Below are 19,642 nucleotides of genomic sequence, written 5' to 3'. Positions count from 1 at the left end.
GATAGCAAGGTGCTGGAGGATCCGTGGACCTGTCCTTGTCGACTCGCAATGTGTCCGGCCCTGGTGGCGACCGTACGGTCGTCGAGGTCGGTGGCGAGATTGATGTGTATACCGCGCCCAAGCTGCGCGAGCAGTTGGTGGAGTTGGTGAATGACGGCAGCTACCACCTGGTTGTCGACATGGAAGGCGTCGACTTCCTCGACTCCACCGGCCTCGGCGTGCTCGTGGGTGGCCTGAAGCGTGTCCGGGCCCATGAGGGCTCGCTGCGTCTGGTCTGCAACCAGGAGCGCATTCTCAAGATCTTCCGGATCACCGGTCTGACCAAGGTGTTCCCGATCCACACCACGGTCGACGAGGCCGTGGCGGCCACCGACTGATCGTCGGTCCGCAGCCGGGCCACCGGCCGGAGGGCGAGGCGTTCGGAGGAACGTCGGCCAGTCGGCCGGTGAGGCGTTCGCCGATGACCGGGCAGATGCTGCCCGGGCGGCCCTCGCCGGTCCGCCCGCTGCCGACCCGTCGGTCGCCGACTGCCGGCCACCGGCTGCCGCGCGCTGCCCGCCGTCCGCCGTTCAGCGGTCCGCCGTTCAGGTGTTCGGCGGATGTCGTCCGGTGAGACCGCTTCTCGGCCGCCGTCCGGGGCGCCCGCCGCCGTGGCAGCCGTCCGCCGGGTCCGGCGGTGGGTCGACGGCCCGCCCCGACCGGTGGGCGACGACGCGACCGGGGCACCGCCGGTGCCGGAAGATGGAACGCGGAAGAAGAACAGGGACGCCGGGCCGTGCGCCCGGGGCCCGGATGCACGCCCGTACGTCTGAGGGGGATCGCATGGCCACCGTTGAACTCCGCTTCAGTGCCCAACCCGAACATGTCAGGACGGCCCGCCTCGTGGCGGCCGCCATGGCGCGCCGGGCCGGGGTCGACGAGGCCGTGCTCGACGAGGTCAGGCTCGCCGTCGGCGAGGCATGCAGCCGTGCGGTCGGACTGCACCGCACCCATGGCATCACCACACCCGTCTCCGTCGCCCTGATCGAGGGGGAGAAGTCCTTCTCCGTCGAGGTCGGCGACGAGGTGCCGGGGCCGGGGGCGGATTCCGTCGAATCCGATGGCGGCGCGCACGGTGCCACGGAAGGCCCGGCGGGGCTCGACCAGCCGGATCGCGAGAGCGGGGCGGACGGCGAGGACGAGATGGGGCTCGCGGTCATCAGCGGCCTCGTCGACGACATGGAGGTGTTGTCGGGGGCCAACGGCGGAGTGATCCGTATGAGCTGGCCCAAGGCGCCCGCGCCGGTGTTGCCGTAACCGTCTGCTGCCGTAGCCCCGGGCCGGCATAACCCGGGCCGCCGCCGTAACTTCGAGCGGTCCGGCACGGTCCCGGTATCGCCGCTCGATTTTCGAGGCCCTGCTGAGCAGGGCCTCTTTCCTTTGTCCGGGACCAATGATCTGCGGAGAACGTGCCTGCCCCATTACTGCATTCGGGTCGATACCGAGAAGCGATCATTTATCGGCCGGTCGGCCGCGGGTAATGACATTTACCCGCACGCTGTTTTGATCGGCTCCCGCTCCCTACAATTCGTCCACGTCTTGAGCGCTGAGCTTCAAGGAGGACGTATGGCGGAGTTCTTCAACACCCCACTGGCCGTACTGGCGCAGGAATCCGCATTCTCAGCACCCCCCGGCCGGTCCGCTTCCGCGGCGGCCGTGGTTCTCACCGACGGCAACCGGGCCATCGTGGTCGGTGTCGCGGCCGTCGCCCTCGTCGCCCTGGTGGTCGCCGGACTGCTGGTACGGCAGGTGCTGGCGGCCGGCGAGGGGACCGAGCGCATGAAGTCGATCGCCGCGGCCGTCCAGGAGGGCGCGAACGCCTATCTGGCCCGGCAACTGCGTACGGTCGGTCTCTTTGCCGTGGTGGTTTTCTTCCTGCTTCTGCTGCTTCCGGCCGACAACTGGTCGCAGCGCGCGGGCCGTTCGCTGTTCTTCCTGGTGGGTGCTGCATTCTCGGCGGCCACCGGATACATCGGAATGAGGCTCGCCGTACGCAGTAATGTCCGTGTGGCGGCTGCTGCGCGTGAGGCGACTCCCGGGAAGGGCGAGCCGGAAAAGGACCTCACCACCGTCGCGCACCGGGCAATGAAGATCGCATTTCGTACCGGTGGCGTGGTCGGCATGATCACTGTCGGGCTCGGTCTGCTCGGCGCGTCCTGCGTCGTGCTCGTCTACGCCGCGGACGCCCCGAAGGTGCTGGAGGGCTTCGGCCTCGGCGCCGCACTGATCGCCATGTTCATGAGGGTCGGCGGTGGCATCTTCACCAAGGCGGCGGACGTCGGGGCCGACCTCGTCGGCAAGGTCGAGCAGGGCATCCCGGAGGACGACCCGCGCAACGCGGCCACCATCGCGGACAACGTGGGCGACAACGTCGGAGACTGTGCGGGGATGGCGGCCGACCTCTTCGAGTCGTACGCCGTGACGCTCGTCGCCGCGCTCATCCTCGGCAAGGCGGCGTTCGGGGACTTCGGGCTGGCCTTCCCGCTGATCGTTCCGGCGATCGGGGTGATCACGGCGATGATCGGGATCTTCGCGGTCGCCCCCCGGCGTGCCGACCGCAGCGGGATGACCGCGATCAACCGCGGTTTCTTCGTCTCCGCGGTGGTCTCGCTGGCGCTGGTGGCCGTGGCCGCGTTCTCCTATCTGCCGTCCTCGTACGCGGATCTGGACGGTGTCACCGACCGTGCCATCACGTCGCACAGCGGCGATCCGCGGATCTTCGCCCTGGTCGCCGTCGCCATCGGCATCGTGCTGGCCGCCCTGATCCAGCAGCTGACCGGCTACTTCACCGAGACGGACCGGCGCCCGGTCCGGGACATCGGGAAGTCCTCGCTGACCGGCCCGGCCACCGTCGTCCTCGCCGGTGTCTCCATCGGGCTGGAGTCCGCCGTCTACACGGCGCTGCTGATCGGCCTGGGCGTGTACGGGGCGTTCCTGCTCGGCGGCACGTCGATCATGCTGGCGCTCTTCGCCGTGGCCCTGGCGGGGACCGGGCTGCTCACCACCGTCGGTGTCATCGTGGCCATGGACACCTTCGGCCCGGTCTCGGACAACGCGCAGGGCATCGCCGAGATGTCCGGCGACGTGACGGGGGCCGGGGCGCAGGTCCTGACCGATCTGGACGCCGTCGGCAACACCACCAAGGCCATCACCAAGGGCATCGCCATCGCCACCGCCGTGCTGGCGGCGTCGGCGCTCTTCGGCTCGTACCGCGACGCGATCGCCACCGCGGTCGACGACGTCGGGGCGCGGGCCGGGGAGCTGACGCTCAGCCTGGACATCTCGCAGCCCAACAACCTGGTGGGCCTGATCCTCGGGGCGGCGGTCGTCTTCCTCTTCTCCGGGCTCGCGATCAGCGCGGTGTCGCGGTCGGCGGGGGCCGTGGTGTACGAGGTGCGGCGGCAGTTTCGCGAGCATCCCGGGATCATGGACTACTCGGAGAAGCCGGAGTACGGGCGCGTGGTCGACATCTGCACCAAGGACGCCCTGCGCGAGCTCGCCACTCCCGGGCTGCTGGCCGTCATGGCGCCGATCGCCGTCGGCTTCACGCTCGGGGTGGGGGCGCTGGGGTCCTACCTCGCGGGTGCCATCGGGGTCGGCACGCTGATGGCGGTCTTCCTCGCCAACTCCGGCGGCGCGTGGGACAACGCGAAGAAGCTCGTCGAGGACGGCCATTACGGCGGAAAGGGCAGCGAGGCCCATGCCGCGACCGTCATCGGCGACACGGTGGGCGACCCGTTCAAGGACACGGCGGGCCCGGCGATCAACCCGCTGCTCAAGGTGATGAACCTGGTCGCCCTGCTCATCGCCCCGGCGGTGGTGCAGTTCAGCTACGGGCAGCACGCGAGCGCCGGAGTGCGCGCGGTGGCGGCGGCGGTCGCCGTCGCGGTCATCGTCGGCGCGGTGTACGTGTCCAAGCGGCGCGGGGTCGCGGTGGGCGCCGAGGACGCGTGACCGTGGCCGGAGACGGATGCCTCGGGTGCGGATGACCCGGGTGCGGATGACCCGGGGCGTGTGACCCGGGACGGGTGGCCGGGCGCCGGTCGTCGAGGTCGGGCGACCGGTGTCCTGCGCCCTGTGCCCGACGACCTGCGCCCGGTGTTCGGTGTCCCGGCTCCGGTCAACATGCCTGTCAGGCTCAGGTGCTGATGGGGCGTCCGCTGCAGAAGGCGGCGATGCGGTATCAACCGTTCGGGTGGTGATGCGCGCATGCGTTCCTGGGCTCCGAGGGCTGGGCGGGTGAGTTGTATCTCCTTCGATCTCCTTGGTGCAAATGGCTGCAAAAGGTCACCCATCGGACAGCTGGCATCCGGGTAGCGGGTGCTCGCCGTGTAAGTTCCGGGGCCGAGAGTCTTGGAAGGGACCGATCCGGTGAACAAGAAGCTTGCGGCCGCGCTGTCCTGCGGCGCGGTACTGGTACTGACGCTGTCGGGGTGCGGCGGCGACGACAACAGCGCCAAGGTGAACGACTGGTCCAAGAAGGTCTGCGACAAGGTCCAGCCGCAGCTCCAGAAGATCGCGAACGCCAACGCCGCCATCCAGCAGCAGACCGCGGACAACAGCAAGCCCGCCGACGTCCAGAAGACCGACTCGGCCGCCTTCCAGCAGATCTCGCAGGCGTACAAGGCGCTGGGCGCGGCGGTCGACGCCGCCGGTCCGCCGCCGGTCGAGGACGGCGAGACCACGCACAAGGAGGCCGTCAAGGAACTCGACGCCTCCTCCGTGGCGTACGCGAACCTGCAGAAGAAGGTCGACGCGCTGGACACGAAGGACCAGGCGGCGTTCGCCGACGGGCTCAAGGGCATCGCCGAGGAACTGACCAAGATCAGCAGCAGTGGTGACGAGTCGTTGAAGAAGCTCCAGTCCGGCGACGTCGGCGCCGCGATGGCCAAGCAGAAGGGCTGCCAGAAGCCGAAGCCCTCGGCTCCGGCGGAGAACACCAAGCCGTCCGAGCCCGCCGCGCCCAGCAAGAAGGCGTGACGCGGCGCCGGCGACGCCCTGTGTGAGGGGCGGCCGGGCGGGCCGCGCGAGTGGTCCGGGCACGGGGCCGCTGCCGTTGTCGGTGGGAGCGGACACAATGGGTGGGTGAGTACGACCAGCCTCCCCGTGCCCGACCGTTCGCCCCGGCTCCGCGAAGCCCTGCTCGCCGCCGCCTTCACCGCCGACGGGCTCCTCGACCTGCTCGGCGCGCCCGCCTACGCCGCGCTCGCCCGCAGCGAGACGGTCCCGGCGCTCCGGGCCACCCGGGGCGGCTCCCCGCTCGACACGCTGGTGCGGCTCTTCCTGCTCCAGCGGTCCGTGCCGTACGAGCGGGCCCGCGCCGCGCTCCCGCTGGCGGAGTGCGCCGAGGACGGCTGGGTGGTCCACGAGGGCGACGAGGTGCGGGCCACGGTCGACGTGCGGCCGTACGGCGGCCCCGAGGGGCAGGACTGGTACATCGTCTCCGACCTGGGCTGCGCGGTCGGTGGCGCGGGCGGCATCGGTTCGCACGAGGAGGGCGTGGTCCTGGGCGTCGGCGGGGCGTCCACCACGCTCGCCGGGATCACCGTCCGTAGACCCGTCGCCTCCGCGCTCGACATCGGTACCGGCTCCGGCATCCAGGCGCTGCACGCCGCGCAGCACGCCACCCGGGTCACGGCCACCGACCTCAACCCGCGGGCGCTCGACTTCACCCGGCTGACCCTCGCCCTGTCCGGCGCCGCCCCGGCCGAGCTCCGCCAGGGCTCGCTGTACGAGCCGGTCGGCTCCGCGACGTACGACCTGATCGTCTCCAACCCGCCGTTCGTCATCTCGCCCGGCGCCCGCCTCACCTACCGCGACGGCGGGATGGGCGGGGACGACCTGTGCCGGACGCTGGTGCAGCAGACGGGCGAGCGGCTGAACGAAGGGGGGTACGCCCACTTCCTCGCCAACTGGCAGCACGTCGAGGGCGAGGAGTGGCAGCACCGGCTGGGCTCCTGGGTGCCGCACGGCTGCGACGCCTGGATCGTGCAGCGCGAGGTCCAGGACGTCACCCAGTACGCGGAGCTGTGGCTGCGCGACAGCGGCGACCACCGCACGGACCCCGCGGAGTACGCCGCGCGGTACGACGCCTGGCTGGACGAGTTCGAGGCCCGCAGGACCAAGGGCGTCGGCTTCGGCTGGATCACGCTGCGCAAGTCCGCCGCAGCCGCCGCCGGCCGTCCGTCCGTCGTGATCGAGGAGTGGCCGCACGCGGTGGAGCAGCCGCTCGGCCCGGCCGTCGAGGCGCACTTCGCCCGTCAGGACTACCTCCGCGAGCAGGACGACGCGGCGCTCCTGACCGGGCATTTCACCCTGGCCGCCGAAGTGGTGCAGGAGCAGGTCGGGCTGCCCGGCGCGGAGGACCCGGAGCATGTGGTGCTCCGTCAGAACCGCGGCATGCGGCGCGCGACGAAGGTCGACGCGGTCGGTGCCGGCTTCGCCGGGGTCTGTGACGGGACGCTGCCCGCGGGCCGCATCCTGGACGCGATCGCCCAGCTGATGAACGAGGACCCGGTGCTGCTGCGCGACCGGACGCCGCAGGCGATCCGGCTGCTGGTCGAGGAGGGGTTCCTGGAGCCGGTTCCCGCAATGGAGGGCTGACGCGCGCTCCGGTAGCGCCGGGGAGTCGCGGGGCCCGTCCCGGGTGTGCACCGCGTCCCGAGAAACCGCGGGGCTCCGTCCGGGTGTGCGCCGGTGCGTACGGCCGGAGCGCTCCGTTCCCGTCCGGGCGTACGCCGTCGTGCGCGGGAGGGTCCGTCGCCACCAGGGCTTTCGGGTGCGCCGCCGCGGATGAGTCCCGGCGCCCGCGGATTCCGGATGGGGGCTGTCACCGGTGCTGGAACAGAGCTGGTACCGGGACGGAGAAGGGGCGGGGAAGAAGCCGGGGCGAGGCGGGCGGATCCGGCCATTCACCCGGGGTTCGCATCGACGACGCCCGGCGGTGGCAGCCTCCTCCCGACCGGGGCCGCCCCGGCCGGACCGGCACCGGAAGGCGTACGGGTATGGAGAGCGGACCCGCGGTCCTCGCCGGAGCGGCGTTCGCGCTGTTCGGCGCCGCGCTGCTGCTGTGGACGGGGACGCGCGTACTGCACCGCGCGCCGGTGGCGCACGGCGTGAGTCCCCTCGCCTCGGCGGCTCTCGCCACCGTGTTCGGCGTCCTCCTTCTCGTTCTCGGCGTGTGGTGCTTCACCCGGGTCTGAGCCCGGAGCAGTGGTCCCGGAACCGTGATCCGCAGCCGTGAGGTCCCGCAGCCGTGATCCGAGCCGTTCCCGGGGCCGGGCCGGGACCTTGGAACGGGGCGATGCGCGGCAGGGCCCCCGGCGGCCGCGCTTCGGGGAGGCGGGGCGGGGAACACGCCCGGACCGCACCCGGTCCGCCGTCCGTGCCCGTACCGTCGGGACCACCCCCGGAAACCCGCAGGCAGCGACCGCGCACCGGGCGTATCGGGCGGTCCGGGCGGCAGGAATGCCGGAAGTCGGGTTACCGTTCGAGTGGCCGTTGCGGGCTTTTGCCGTTTGACACGGGGGCGGGTTGTACCGTCACACTCCGCAGCGACAGCACCATCGGCAGCGCCCCAGCACTGCCCGGATGCCCACCGAGCGTCGACCGGAGAGAAGAGCGAAGTTGTCCCCGACCAGCGAGACCGCACAGGGCGGCCGCCGACTCGTCATCGTCGAGTCGCCCGCCAAGGCGAAGACGATCAAGGGCTACCTCGGCCCCGGATACGTCGTCGAAGCGAGCGTCGGGCACATCCGCGACCTGCCGAACGGGGCCGCCGAGGTCCCGGACGAGTACACCGGCGAGGTCCGTCGGCTCGGCGTCGACGTCGAGCACGACTTCCAGCCCGTCTATGTCGTCAACGCGGACAAGAAGGCGCAGGTCAGGAAGCTCAAGCAGCTGCTGGCCGAGTCCGACGAACTCTTCCTCGCCACCGATGAGGACCGCGAGGGCGAGGCCATCGCGTGGCACCTCCAGGAAGTCCTGAAGCCCAAGGTCCCCGTCCACCGGATGGTCTTCCACGAGATCACCAAGGACGCGATCCGGGCCGCCGTCGCCAACCCGCGCGAGCTCAACCAGCGCATGGTCGACGCCCAGGAGACCCGCCGCATCCTCGACCGGTTGTACGGCTACGAGGTCTCGCCGGTCCTGTGGAAGAAGGTCATGCCGCGCCTGTCGGCCGGCCGCGTCCAGTCCGTGGCGACCCGGCTCGTCGTCGAGCGGGAGCGCGAGCGCATCGCCTTCCGCTCCGCCGAGTACTGGGACCTCACCGGCACCTTCGCCACCGGCCGCACCGGTGACGCCTCCGACCCGTCGACGCTGACCGCCCGGCTGAGCACGGTCGACGGCCGCCGCGTCGCGCAGGGCCGCGACTTCGGCCCGGACGGACGGCTGAAGCAGGGCTCCGCCCAGGTGCTGCACCTGGACGAGGCGAACGCCCGCGCCCTGGCCGCCGCGCTCGCCGACTCCTCGTTCGCCGTGCGGTCCGTCGAGTCGAAGCCGTACCGCCGTTCCCCGTACGCGCCGTTCCGGACGACGACCCTCCAGCAGGAGGCGAGCCGGAAGCTGGGCTTCGGGGCCAAGGCCACCATGCAGGTCGCGCAGAAGCTGTACGAGAACGGCTTCATCACCTATATGCGTACCGACTCCACGACCCTCTCGGACACCGCGGTGGCCGCCGCCCGCGCCCAGGTCACCCAGCTCTACGGCGCCGGATACCTGCCGGAGAAGCCGCGCACGTACGCCGGGAAGGTCAAGAACGCGCAGGAGGCGCACGAGGCGATCCGCCCCTCCGGCGACCGCTTCCGCACCCCCGCCGAGACCGGCCTGACCGGCGACCAGTTCCGGCTGTACGAGCTGATCTGGAAGCGGACCGTCGCCTCCCAGATGAAGGACGCGGTCGGCAACTCGGTCACCGTCAGGATCGGCGGCCGGGCGAGCGACGGCCGGGACGCCGAGTTCTCCGCATCCGGCAAGACGATCACCTTCCACGGCTTCATGAAGGCGTACGTCGAGGGCGCCGACGACCCGAACGCCGAGCTGGACGACCGCGAGCGCCGGCTGCCGCAGGTCGCCGAGGGCGACGCGCTGTCCGCCGAGGAGATCTCGGCCGACGGCCACGCCACCAAGCCGCCCGCCCGCTACACCGAGGCCTCGCTGGTCAAGGAGCTGGAGGAGCGCGAGATCGGCCGCCCGTCGACGTACGCGTCGATCATCGGCACGATCCTGGACCGCGGCTACGTCTTCAAGAAGGGCACCGCGCTCGTCCCGTCGTTCCTGTCGTTCGCCGTGGTGAACCTGCTGGAGAAGCACTTCGGCCGGCTCGTCGACTACGACTTCACCGCGAAGATGGAGGACGACCTCGACCGGATCGCGCGCGGCGAGGCCCAGTCCGTGCCGTGGCTCAAGCGCTTCTACTTCGGCGCGGGCGACGACCAGGCGGGCGCGGGCGCGGCCTCCGACGCGGGCAACGGCGACGGCGACCACCTCGGCGGGCTGAAGGAGCTGGTCACCGACCTCGGCGCGATCGACGCCCGGGAGATCTCCTCGTTCCCCGTCGGCAACGACATCAAGCTGCGCGTCGGCCGCTACGGGCCGTACATCGAGCGCGGCGAGAAGGACGCCGAGGGCCACCAGCGCGCGGACGTGCCGGAGGACCTGGCGCCCGACGAGCTGTCCGTGGAGTACGCGGAGGAGCTGCTGGCCAAGCCGAGCGGCGACTTCGAGCTCGGCGCGGACCCGGTCACCGGCAACCAGATCATCGCGAAGGACGGCCGCTACGGCCCGTACGTCACCGAGGTGCTGCCCGAGGGCACGCCGAAGACCGGCAAGAACGCGGTGAAGCCGCGGACCGCCTCGCTCTTCAAGTCCATGTCCCTGGACACGGTGACGCTGGCCGACGCGCTCAAGCTGATGTCGCTGCCGCGCGTCGTCGGCGAGGACGCCGAGGGCGTCGAGATCACCGCGCAGAACGGCCGCTACGGCCCGTACCTGAAGAAGGGCACGGACTCGCGGTCGCTCACCTCCGAGGAGCAGCTCTTCGACATCACCCTCGAAGAGGCGCTGGCGATCTACGCCCAGCCCAAGCAGCGCGGCCGGGCCGCCGCCAAGCCGCCGCTGAAGGAGCTGGGGACGGACCCGGTCAGCGGTGCCCCGGTCGTGGTCAAGGACGGCCGCTTCGGCGCGTACGTCACCGACGGCGAGACCAACGCGACGCTGCGCACCGGCGACAGCGTCGAGGAGATCACGCCGGAGCGCGGCTACGAGCTGCTCGCCGAGAAGCGCGCCAAGGGACCCGCCAAGAAGAAGACGGCGAAGAAGGCCCCGGCCAAGAAGACCGCCGCCAAGAAGACGACTGCCAAGAAGACCACGGCGGCCGCGAAGAAGACGGCGGCGAAGAAGACGACGACGGCGGCCGCGAAGAAGACCACGGCCGCCAAGAAGACGGCCACGACGGCCAAGAAGACCGCCGCGAAGAAGACGACGGCCTCGGCGTCCGTGGAGGACTGACCGGCGAGCGTACGCAGGAGGGGGCCGGGGTTTCCCGGCCCCCTCCGCCGTGCGGGCACGCGGAACGGACACACCCGGCGGGCGTATGTTCGGGCGGGGCCTCCGGGGACCTCACCGCTCCGGATAGGCTGGGCGGATGACGCGAGCCGAGCAGCCAACGGTCGTGAGCCCCACCTCCGACACACTTGCCGCAGACTCACGGGAGCGTGCCGTACGAGCGCTGTTGCGCATCCCCCCGCTGAGGCGGTTGTGGAGCGCACAGCTCATCGGCGGTACCGGCGACGCCCTCGCCCTTCTCGTCCTGGTGCTGATGGCACTCCAGGCGGCGGTCCTGGAGGGCACCTTCGGAACCGGCTACCGGGGCGCGGCGTTCGCCGTCGCCGCGGTGTTCGGCGCCCGGATCCTCGCCACCCTGGTCTTCGGGGCCGTACTCCTCGGTCCGCTGACGACGCTCACCGCGCCCGGCGGGCCGGTCGACCGGCGGTGGCTGATGATCGGGACGGACGGGCTGCGGCTCGCGCTGCTGGTCGTCGCGCCGCTGTGGATCGACTGGATGCCCGACAAGGCGCTGACGATGATCCTCGTCACCGTCTTCGTCACCGGCGCGGCCGAACGGCTCTGGACGATCGCCAAGGACAGCGCCGCCCCCGCGCTGCTGCCCGCCCCGCCCATCGAGGGCGCCGCCGTGCGCCCGCTGCCCGACCGGCTGGGCGCGTTGCGCCGGCTCTCCCTGCGCACCGACTTCGCCGCGATCCCCCTGGCGGCCACCGTCCTGCTGGTCGCCACGCTCGTCGGCGAACTGCTGGGCACCGGCCTGGAGTGGTTCTCGATCCACCAGGCGGCGCTCGGTTCGTACGTCGCCGCCGGGCTCTTCTCGGCGTCGGTCTCCACCCTGTACTTCCTGGAGCTGCCCGGTACGCAGACCCCGCGGCCGCGCTCCCCGCTGGAGGGCCTGCGCCGTCCGTCGTCGGCCGGGGGCGGGCCCGACCGGGGCCGTACCGGGGCCGTTCCGCTGCTGGTCGGCGCGTCGGCCGCGGTCGCCGGTGCGATCGCCGCCGCCTCCGCCGTCTCCGTGCTGCACGCCGCCGACCTGGGCGGCGGCCCCGCCACCTTCGCGCTGCTGATCCTCGCCCTGACCGGGGCCACCGGCGTCGGCGTGCGGACCGCGGAGAAGGTGCTGCCCACGCTGTCGCGGCGCCGGCTGTTCGCCCTGGCCACCGCCGTCACCGGGATCGCGCTGCTCGCGATGGGCCTGGTGCCCGACACCGCGACCGTGCTGCTGCTCGCGGTGCTCGCCGGTTACACCGCCGGCGTCGCCGCCCACACCGGGCACGCCCTGACCGACCAGGAGACCGACGAGTCCCGCCGGGCCCGGACCACCGAGCACCTCCAGGCCGTCGTACGGGTCCTGATCGCCCTGGGCGCGCTGGCCGGTCCGCTGCTGGCCGCCGCGATCGGCGCCCACCGGCTGGGCTCCGGCGACTTCGTCTTCGAGCACGGCGGCGCGGCCTACGCGCTGATGCTGATCGGCGCGCTCCTGCTGCCGGTCGCCGCGCTCGTCCTGGCGAAGACCGACGACCGCTCCGGCGTCCCGCTCCGCCGCGACCTGCGCGAGGCGGTGCGCGGCGGCGACCCGGCCGTGGCCCCCGCCGCGACCGGCTTCTTCATCGCGCTGGAGGGCGGCGACGGGGCGGGCAAGTCCACCCAGGCGGAGGCGCTCGGCGACTGGATCCGGGCCAAGGGCCACGAGGTCGTCGTCACCCGCGAGCCGGGCGCCACCCCGGTCGGCAAGCGGCTCCGCTCGATCCTGCTGGACGTCTCGTCGGCCGGGCTCTCCCACCGGGCCGAGGCCCTGCTCTACGCCGCCGACCGCGCCGAGCACATCGACTCGGTGGTCCGCCCGGCGCTGGAGCGCGGCGCGATCGTCATCTCCGACCGCTACATCGACTCGTCCGTCGCCTACCAGGGCGCGGGCCGCGACTTCTCGCCGACCGAGATCGCCCGGATCTCGCGCTGGGCGACGGACGGGCTCGTTCCGCATCTGACGGTGCTGCTGGACGTCGACCCGGAGACGGCGAGGGAACGGTTCACCGAGGCCCCCGACCGGCTGGAGTCCGAGCCGCCCGAGTTCCACGCCCGGGTCCGGTCCGCCTTCCTGACGCTGGCCGCCGCCGACCCGACCCGCTACCTGGTCGTGGACGCGGGCCAGGAGCCCGAGGCGATCACCACCGTCGTACGCCACCGGCTCGACCAGCTGCTGCCGCTCTCCGAGGCCGAGATCAAGGCCCAGGAGGAGGCGCGCAGGGCGGCCGAGGAGGAGGCCCGGCGCAAGGCCGAGGAAGAGGCGGCGCGCAAGGCCGAGGAGGAGCGGCTGGAGCGCGAGCGCCAGGCGCAGCTCGCCAAGCTCCGCGCCGAGGAGGAGGAGCGCAAGGCCCGCGAGCTGGCGGAGGCCCGCCGCCGCGAGGCCGAACGCGAGGCGGAGGAGGCCCGGCAGCGCGCCGAGGAGGCCCGCCGGGTCGCCGAGGAGGAGCGGGTCCGGCGGGAGGCCGAGGAGGCGGCCCGCGAGGCCGAGCAGGCCCGGCTGCGCCGGAAGGCCGAGGAGGACGCCCGGCTGCGCAAGGAGGCCGAGGCGCAGCGGCTGGAGAAGCAGCGGAAGGCCGAGGAGGCGCTGCTGCGTGCCGAGGAGGCGCGCAGGCGGGCGGCGGCCGAGGCCGCCGAGGCGGCGGAGCGGGCCCGTGCGGAGGCCGCCGCGGCCGCGTCCGTCCCGGAGAACGAGATCACCGTCCCGACGCCGATCATCGACCCGAACGACGTGACGCAGCAGGTGCCCGCGCCGGACGGTCCGGGCGCGCGCGCCGACGAGGCCGAGACGGCGATGCTCCCGAAGGTCCAGGACGGGAACGACCGCTCCGGGTGGTCCGGTGCGTCGGACGAGACGACGGTCCTCCCGCAGGTACGGGACGCTCCGGAGACCCGGGACACCGACCCGGCGGACCGGGTGCCGCGCGGCATCTTCCGCGACGAGCGCCCGGGGGGCTCCGCGGCGGAGAGCGAGAACGAGCGGACCCGGGAGCTGCCGCAGGTCGGCGACGCCCAGCCGGTCCAGGACCGGGGCGGCCGGGGCCGCCGACCGCGCCCCGACTGGGCCGAGGAGACCCCGCTGGACGACCTGCCGTCGCTGGCGGACGAGCTGCTGGGCGATCACCACGACGGTCCGGGGGACGACGAGGGGCAGGGCCGCCGGGGCCGCCGACCGCGCCGCTGACGGCCGGTGACGGCCGCCCGGCGGGGGTTCCCGCCCGGCGGCCGCCCTCCGCCCGGCCGGGATTGTCGGACCCGTCCCCCACAATGGGAGCCGGACCGGAAGAACCGGCCCGGCGAGCGCCGATGGACCCACCGGCACGCGGCCGACGTGAGCGCCGGCCGCAGCCGGCTCGCACATCGGCACGCAAGCGACAGCAGAGCGCGTCCGCACAGCGCGACAGCGCGACAGCGCCGGAAGGGCGGTGACCCCATGTCCGTCTGGGACGACCTGGTCGGCCAGGACCAGGTGGAGGAACAGCTCGGCGCCGCCGCCCGGGACGCCGACGCGCTGGTCACCGCCGGTGCGGCGGGGGAGCCGGTGCCGCCCACGTCGAAGATGACCCACGCCTGGCTGTTCACCGGACCGCCCGGTTCCGGCCGCGACACCGCGGCCCGGGCCTTCGCCGCCGCCCTCCAGTGCACCAGCCCCGACCGCGCCCTGGGCGGCGCCCCCGGCTGCGGCTTCTGCGACGGCTGCCACACCAGCCTCATCGGTACGCACGCCGACGTCGAGGTGGTCCGTACCGACCTGCTCTCCATCGGCGTGAAGGAGACCCGCGACCTGGTCCGCCGTGCCCAGCTCTCGCCGGCGGTGGGCCGCTGGCAGGTCATCGTCCTGGAGGACGCCGACCGCCTCACCGAGGGCGCGGGGAACGTCCTGCTGAAGGCCGTCGAGGAGCCCGCGCCGCGTACGGTGTGGCTGCTCTGCGCCCCCTCCCTGGAGGACGTGCTGCCCACCATCCGCTCCCGCTGCCGCCACCTCACGCTGCGCACGCCCCCGGTCGACGCGGTCGCCGACGTCCTGGTCAGACGGGACGGCGTCGAGCCGGAGCGGGCCGCGTTCGCCGCCCGGGCCACGCAGGGCCACATCGAGCGGGCCCGTCGCCTCGCGACCGACGAGCGGGCCCGCGCGCGCCGCGCCGCCGTGCTCAAGCTCCCGCTGCGGGTGGAGGACATCGGGGGCTGCCTCAAGGCCGCCCAGGAGCTGATCGACACCGCCACCGAGGATGCCAAGCAGGTCTCCGAGGAGGTCGACGTCAAGGAGACGGAGGAGATGAAGGCCGCGCTCGGCGCCGTGGCCGGGGGACGGATGCCGCGCGGCACCGCCGGGGTGATGAAGGAGCTGGAGGACCGGCAGAAGCGCCGCAAGACGCGTACCCAGCGCGACAGCCTCGATCTCGCGCTCACCGACCTGACCGGCTTCTACCGCGACGTGCTGGCCATCCAGCTCGGCTCCCGGACCGCCATCGCCAACGCCGACGCCGAGGACGCCCTCGACCGGATCGCCCGCGCCTCCACGCCCGAGCGCACCCTGCGCCGGATAGAGGCGGTGATCGCCTGCCGCCGGGCCCTGGACCGCAATGTGGCACCGCTCCTCGCGGTCGAGGCGATGACGATGGCCCTGCGCGCGGGCTGACGCGGCGTCCGGTCCCGGGAGGTCGATTCACCCGTACGGGGAGCGACCCGGGCGAACCGGTACGGGGCGACTACGCTCCGGGGATGGACTCCAGGCGTTCGCTCCGCACCCTCGTCACCACGCTGCTCGGTACGGCCGGCCTGCTCGTCGCGGGCTGCACCGGTGGCGGTTCGACGGGCTCCGCGCAGCCCTCGGGAGCCTCGTCCGTCTCCGCCCCGGCCGTTCCCGCCGGGCTCACGTCGTACTACGCGCAGCGGCTGAAGTGGCGGGACTGCGGCGTCGAGGGGTTCCAGTGCGCCACGATGAAGGCGCCGCTGGACTACGCGGAGCCGAACGGCGGCGACATCGACCTCGCCGTCTCCCGCAAGGCGGCGACCGGTCCCGGCAAGCGGATCGGCTCCCTCCTGGTGAACCCGGGCGGTCCCGGCGGCTCGGCCGTCGAATACCTCCAGGACTACGCGGGCATCGGCTACCCGGAGCAGGTCCGGGCCCGTTACGACATGGTCGCCGTCGACCCGCGCGGGGTGGCCCGCAGCGCGCCCGTCGTCTGCCTCACCGGCCCGCAGATGGACCGCTTCACCCAGGTCGACCAGACCCCGGACGACGCCGCCGAGATCACCGCGCTGAACGAGGCGTACCGGCAGTTCGCGCAGGGCTGCGCGAAGCGGTCCGGCAAGGTGCTGCCGCATGTCTCCACCGTCGAGGCCGCCCGCGACATGGACATGTTGCGGGCCCTGCTCGGCGACGAGAGGCTGAACTACGTCGGGGCGTCGTACGGCACCTTCCTCGGCGCGACGTACGCCGACCTCTTCCCCGCCCGGGTCGGCCGGCTGGTCCTCGACGGCGCGATGGACCCCTCGCTGGACGCCGCCGAGCTGAACCGGGACCAGACCGCGGGCTTCGAGACCGCCTTCCAGGCCTTCGCCGCCGACTGCGTGAAGAACGCGGACTGCCCGCTCGGCACCGCCTCGGCCGCCGACGCCGCCGCCCGGCTGAAGCGGCTCTTCGCCGAGCTGGACGCCCACCCGATCGGCACCGGCGACACCCGCGAACTCACCGAGTCCCTGGCCACCACCGGGGTCATCGCCGCCATGTACGACGAGTCGGCCTGGCCGCAGCTGCGCGAGGCCGTCGCCGCCGCCCAGGACGGGGACGGCTCCGGCCTGCTCGCCCTCTCGGACAGCTACTACGAGCGCCGCCCGAGCGGCTCGTACGCCAACCTCATGTTCGCCAACGCCGCCGTGAACTGCCTGGACCAGCCGCCCGCCTTCACCGACGCCAGGGCCGCCACCCGGTCCGTCCCGGACTTCGAGAAGGCGTCCCCGGTCTTCGGCAGGTCCTTCGCCTGGGCCGCCCTGAACTGCGCCGACTGGCCCGTCCGCCCCACCGGCACCCCGCACCGCGTGACGGCCGAGGGCGCGGCCCCGATCGTCGTGGTCGGCACCACCCGCGACCCGGCCACCCCGTACAAGTGGGCCCGCTCCCTGGCCGGCCAGCTCTCCTCCGGCACCCTCCTCACCTACGAGGGCGACGGCCACACCGCGTACGGCCGCGGCAGCGACTGCGTCGACACCGCGATCAACACCTACCTCCTGGAGGGCACCCCGCCCGCCCGGTCCAAGAAGTGCTCCTGACCTGCACGAACGGCCCGCACCAGGGCTGGTACGAAGCACCCCTGGAAACTGTGTAGACTTGGCGACGCTGCTGATCGCACCATAGTGCGACAGGGCGTGCCGCCTTAGCTCAGTTGGCCAGAGCAACGCACTCGTAATGCGTAGGTCTCGGGTTCGAATCCCGAAGGCGGCTCCGTGAAAATCCCCAGGTCAGTCCTCTGACCTGGGGATTTTTCTGTCGAATGACCTTGGAGTCCCGGGCGGATCCGGGATCTGCGGGAGGTCAGCCGCGCAGGTAGGCCAGGACGGCCAGTACCCGGCGGTTGGTGGCGTCCGACAGGCTCAGGTCCAGCTTGGTGAGGATGGAGCCGAAGTGCTTGCTGACGGTGCCCTCGCTGACGTGCAGGGCCGCGGCGACGGAGGCGTTGGACCGGCCCTCGGCCATCAGCGCGAGGACCTCCTGCTCGCGCGGGGTCAGTTTGGCCAGCGGGTCGCGGCGATGGCGCAGGAGCTGGCGCACCACTTCGGGGTCGACGACGGTCGCGCCGGCGGCCACCCGCTGGAGGGCCTCGATGAACTCCTGGACGTTGCCGACGCGTTCCTTGAGGAGGTAGCCGACGTGGGTGCCGTCGGAGGAGTCGAGCAGCTCCTCGGCGTAGGCGCGCTGGACGTACTGGCTGAGGACGAGGATGGGCAGCCGGGGGTTCTTCTCGCGCAGTCGCAGCGCGGCCCGCAACCCTTCGTCGGAGAAGCCGGGCGGCATCCGTACATCGGTGACGACGATGTCGGGGTCGTGCTCGGCGACGGCTGCCGTGAGTTCGTCGGCCGTGCCGACGCCGGCGAGGACCTGGTGGCCGAAGCGCTCCATGAGGCCGACGAGGCCCTCCCGCAGCAGCACGCTGTCCTCGGCCAACACGATGCGCAACATCTGGCTCCTCTGATGGGCTAGGGGGTGTCTGATAAATGAGTGCGGGTGAAGGAGCAGGGTCCGGTGCGTGCGATCGCAAGGCGCCGGGGTGTCTGCGGATGGGGTCTCCCCTGCTCGAACGGAGTTGAGAGCTCGGGGAAGGAGCCACGTGGGCGGTTCGGCAACGCCGCGAGCAGTGGGGTGTCCCCTGCTCGAGCGAAGCCGAGAGCTTGGGGATGTGCCGGAACCCGCGACGCCGCAGGCATGTGTCAGACACCTCCTAGCGAGCCGGCGGGGCGTCGGGGCGGCGGTCCGGAGCCGGGGTGCAGGGCACGAGGAGGCGGAAGAGCGTGGGCCCGCCGGACGGTGAGGACACTAGCAAATGCCCGCCGAGGACCGAGATGCGATCAGCGACCCCCTCCAGCCCGGTGCCGTCGGCCTCGTTCGCGCCGCCCACGCCGTTGTCCCGGACGCGGACGACGAGTTGGCCCTGGTCGACGCGGGCCTCGACGGTGGCCCGGGTGGCCCGGCTGTGCTTGGCGACGTTCGCCAGCGCCTCGCACACCGCGAAGTAGACGGCGGACTCGACCGCTTCGAGGAACCGGTGGGGGAGGTCGAGATCGAGGTCGACGGGGACCGGGGAGCGGTCGGCGACGTCCTCGATGGCCGCGGCCAGCCCCCGGTCGGTGAGGATCCGGGGGTGGATGCCCCGGATCAGCTCCCGCAGCTCGACCAGAGCGGCCTGGGCCTCGCCGTGGGCCTCGGCCAGGAGCCCGGCGAGGGGCTCCTCGTGGGCGTCGAGGCGTGCCAGGCCCAGCCGCATGGACAGGGCGACCAGCCGCTGCTGGGCGCCGTCGTGCAGGTCGCGTTCGATACGGCGGCGCTCGGCCTCGAAGGCGTTCACCAGACGCGTCCGCGACCGGCTCAACTCCTTGACCCGCACGTCGTCGTGGGAGGGCGGCGCATCGAGGAGGAGGCGGGTGAGCTGTGCGCGTCCCGCGGCGAGCAGGCCCAGCGGATAGGCCAGCAGGGGGAGCAGGAGCAGCCCGGCCAGGGCGGCGGCGAACGCCGCCGGATAGGAGTGGACCAGCCACAACTTGATGACACGAGCCTCCTCGCCACCGCCGGCCGTGGCCATGACCAGGGGGGTGGAGATCAGCCCTCCGCTCACGCCGATGACCGTGCCGATGACCACTGCCTCCAGCGGCCACAGGAGGAAGCCGAAGAGAAGGGCGTAACCCAACTCCCGCCAGGTGGAGCGCTCCTGGAGACGGGTGCGCAGCCAGGCGGCGGGCCCGGTGTGCGGCGGGTCCTGGTGGGCGTCGGCCAGTGGCACGGCCGGATCTATCAGACGCAGCCGGCGCCGTTCCACCTGCGCGACCGGCAGGCCGGCGAGGACCAGCGTCAGCAGGAGCGGCACCCCAACGAGGACCACGGTCAGCAGGCTGCCGGCCAGCGCGAGGACGAGCAGACAGACCAGCACGGCGGCGCCCACCGGCACGCTGGTCAGGAAGTACAGGGCGCAGCGCCACGGCCAGCCGCTCCGGAGGTACCGACGCTGGTGCAGGGCCTGCCAGAGGCTGGGTGCGTGCATGGGGGCACGATAGGAGGCCCGTGTCGCGCGGACCATCCAGCCGGCTCCACCATCGGACCGGTAGCGAACTCCCGGTATGGGCGGCCACCAGGTGTATGGGGCGGCTCCGTGCGGGTGCCCGGGCGGAGCCGTACCCGGGGTGGTCGGGGCTGGTCGCGCTGTTGTGGGCGCCCTGCTGCGCGGGGCTCGGGCTGCGCGCCGGGAGCCCGGTCCGTTCCTCCTTGGTGCGGGCCGGTGCCGCGGTCACCCGACCTGTTCGG

General features: G+C 72.6%; 12 protein-coding genes and 1 tRNA gene. 11 read left to right on the top strand and 2 right to left on the bottom strand.

From position 1 onward, the window contains the following. Positions 1 to 23: 23 nt before the first annotated feature. The 11 genes from ACF08W_RS24240 (at position 24) to ACF08W_RS24190 (ending at position 17,074) form a co-directional block, all read left to right on the top strand. Positions 24 to 377, top strand: a complete 354-nt coding sequence (locus ACF08W_RS24240) for an STAS domain-containing protein (protein ID WP_003967428.1) — start codon at positions 24 to 26, stop codon at positions 375 to 377. Positions 378 to 822: 445 nt separating this feature from the next. Beyond that, on the top strand, positions 823 to 1,296 hold the full coding sequence (locus ACF08W_RS24235) for an ATP-binding protein (protein ID WP_392280508.1): 474 nt from the start codon (positions 823 to 825) through the stop codon (positions 1,294 to 1,296). A 309-nt stretch (positions 1,297 to 1,605) separates the two neighbouring features. After that, positions 1,606 to 3,993 (top strand): sodium-translocating pyrophosphatase, encoded by a 2,388-nt coding sequence (locus ACF08W_RS24230; RefSeq protein ID WP_392280507.1) that lies wholly within the window; start codon positions 1,606 to 1,608, stop codon positions 3,991 to 3,993. A 417-nt stretch (positions 3,994 to 4,410) separates the two neighbouring features. Beyond that, positions 4,411 to 5,019, top strand: coding sequence for a small secreted protein (locus ACF08W_RS24225; RefSeq protein WP_385203553.1), 609 nt, complete (start codon positions 4,411 to 4,413; stop codon positions 5,017 to 5,019). A gap of 105 nt (positions 5,020 to 5,124) precedes the next feature. Beyond that, positions 5,125 to 6,642 (top strand): methyltransferase, encoded by a 1,518-nt coding sequence (locus ACF08W_RS24220; protein WP_392280506.1) that lies wholly within the window; start codon positions 5,125 to 5,127, stop codon positions 6,640 to 6,642. A 401-nt stretch (positions 6,643 to 7,043) separates the two neighbouring features. Further along, positions 7,044 to 7,241 carry a hypothetical protein gene (locus ACF08W_RS24215; RefSeq protein ID WP_392280505.1) on the top strand — a complete coding sequence of 66 codons (198 nt, stop codon included), beginning with the start codon at positions 7,044 to 7,046 and terminating at the stop codon, positions 7,239 to 7,241. 424 nt (positions 7,242 to 7,665) lie between these two features. Next, the gene (gene topA / locus ACF08W_RS24210; RefSeq protein ID WP_392280504.1) at positions 7,666 to 10,548 is read left to right on the top strand and encodes a type I DNA topoisomerase; all 2,883 of its coding nucleotides are present in this window, start codon (positions 7,666 to 7,668) and stop codon (positions 10,546 to 10,548) included. A gap of 136 nt (positions 10,549 to 10,684) precedes the next feature. Next, positions 10,685 to 13,813 carry a dTMP kinase gene (tmk, locus tag ACF08W_RS24205; RefSeq protein WP_392280503.1) on the top strand — a complete coding sequence of 1,043 codons (3,129 nt, stop codon included), beginning with the start codon at positions 10,685 to 10,687 and terminating at the stop codon, positions 13,811 to 13,813. 249 nt (positions 13,814 to 14,062) lie between these two features. Continuing rightward, positions 14,063 to 15,268: a DNA polymerase III subunit delta' gene (locus ACF08W_RS24200; RefSeq protein WP_392280502.1), complete on the top strand. Its 1,206-nt coding sequence runs from the start codon at positions 14,063 to 14,065 to the stop codon at positions 15,266 to 15,268. Between the two features lie 83 nt (positions 15,269 to 15,351). Beyond that, complete coding sequence (locus ACF08W_RS24195; RefSeq protein WP_392280501.1) at positions 15,352 to 16,902, top strand: alpha/beta hydrolase; 1,551 nt, start codon at positions 15,352 to 15,354, stop codon at positions 16,900 to 16,902. Between the two features lie 98 nt (positions 16,903 to 17,000). After that, a tRNA-Thr gene (locus ACF08W_RS24190) sits at positions 17,001 to 17,074 on the top strand. A 90-nt stretch (positions 17,075 to 17,164) separates the two neighbouring features. Here ACF08W_RS24190 and ACF08W_RS24185 read toward each other — a convergent pair. Together ACF08W_RS24185 and ACF08W_RS24180 are read right to left on the bottom strand one after the other, a co-directional pair. Then, positions 17,165 to 17,809 carry a response regulator transcription factor gene (locus ACF08W_RS24185; protein WP_352275596.1) on the bottom strand — a complete coding sequence of 215 codons (645 nt, stop codon included), beginning with the start codon at positions 17,807 to 17,809 and terminating at the stop codon, positions 17,165 to 17,167. A 259-nt stretch (positions 17,810 to 18,068) separates the two neighbouring features. Next, positions 18,069 to 19,382, bottom strand: a complete 1,314-nt coding sequence (locus ACF08W_RS24180; RefSeq protein WP_392280500.1) for a sensor domain-containing protein — start codon at positions 19,380 to 19,382, stop codon at positions 18,069 to 18,071. Between the last annotated feature and the right edge of the window lie 260 nt (positions 19,383 to 19,642).

The organism is Streptomyces sp. NPDC015144 (genome assembly GCF_043079735.1).
In the GTDB taxonomy this organism is placed as follows: domain Bacteria; phylum Actinomycetota; class Actinomycetes; order Streptomycetales; family Streptomycetaceae; genus Streptomyces.
Note: the sequence above shows the minus strand (reverse complement) of the source record. Positions and strands in the feature narration are given on the sequence as shown.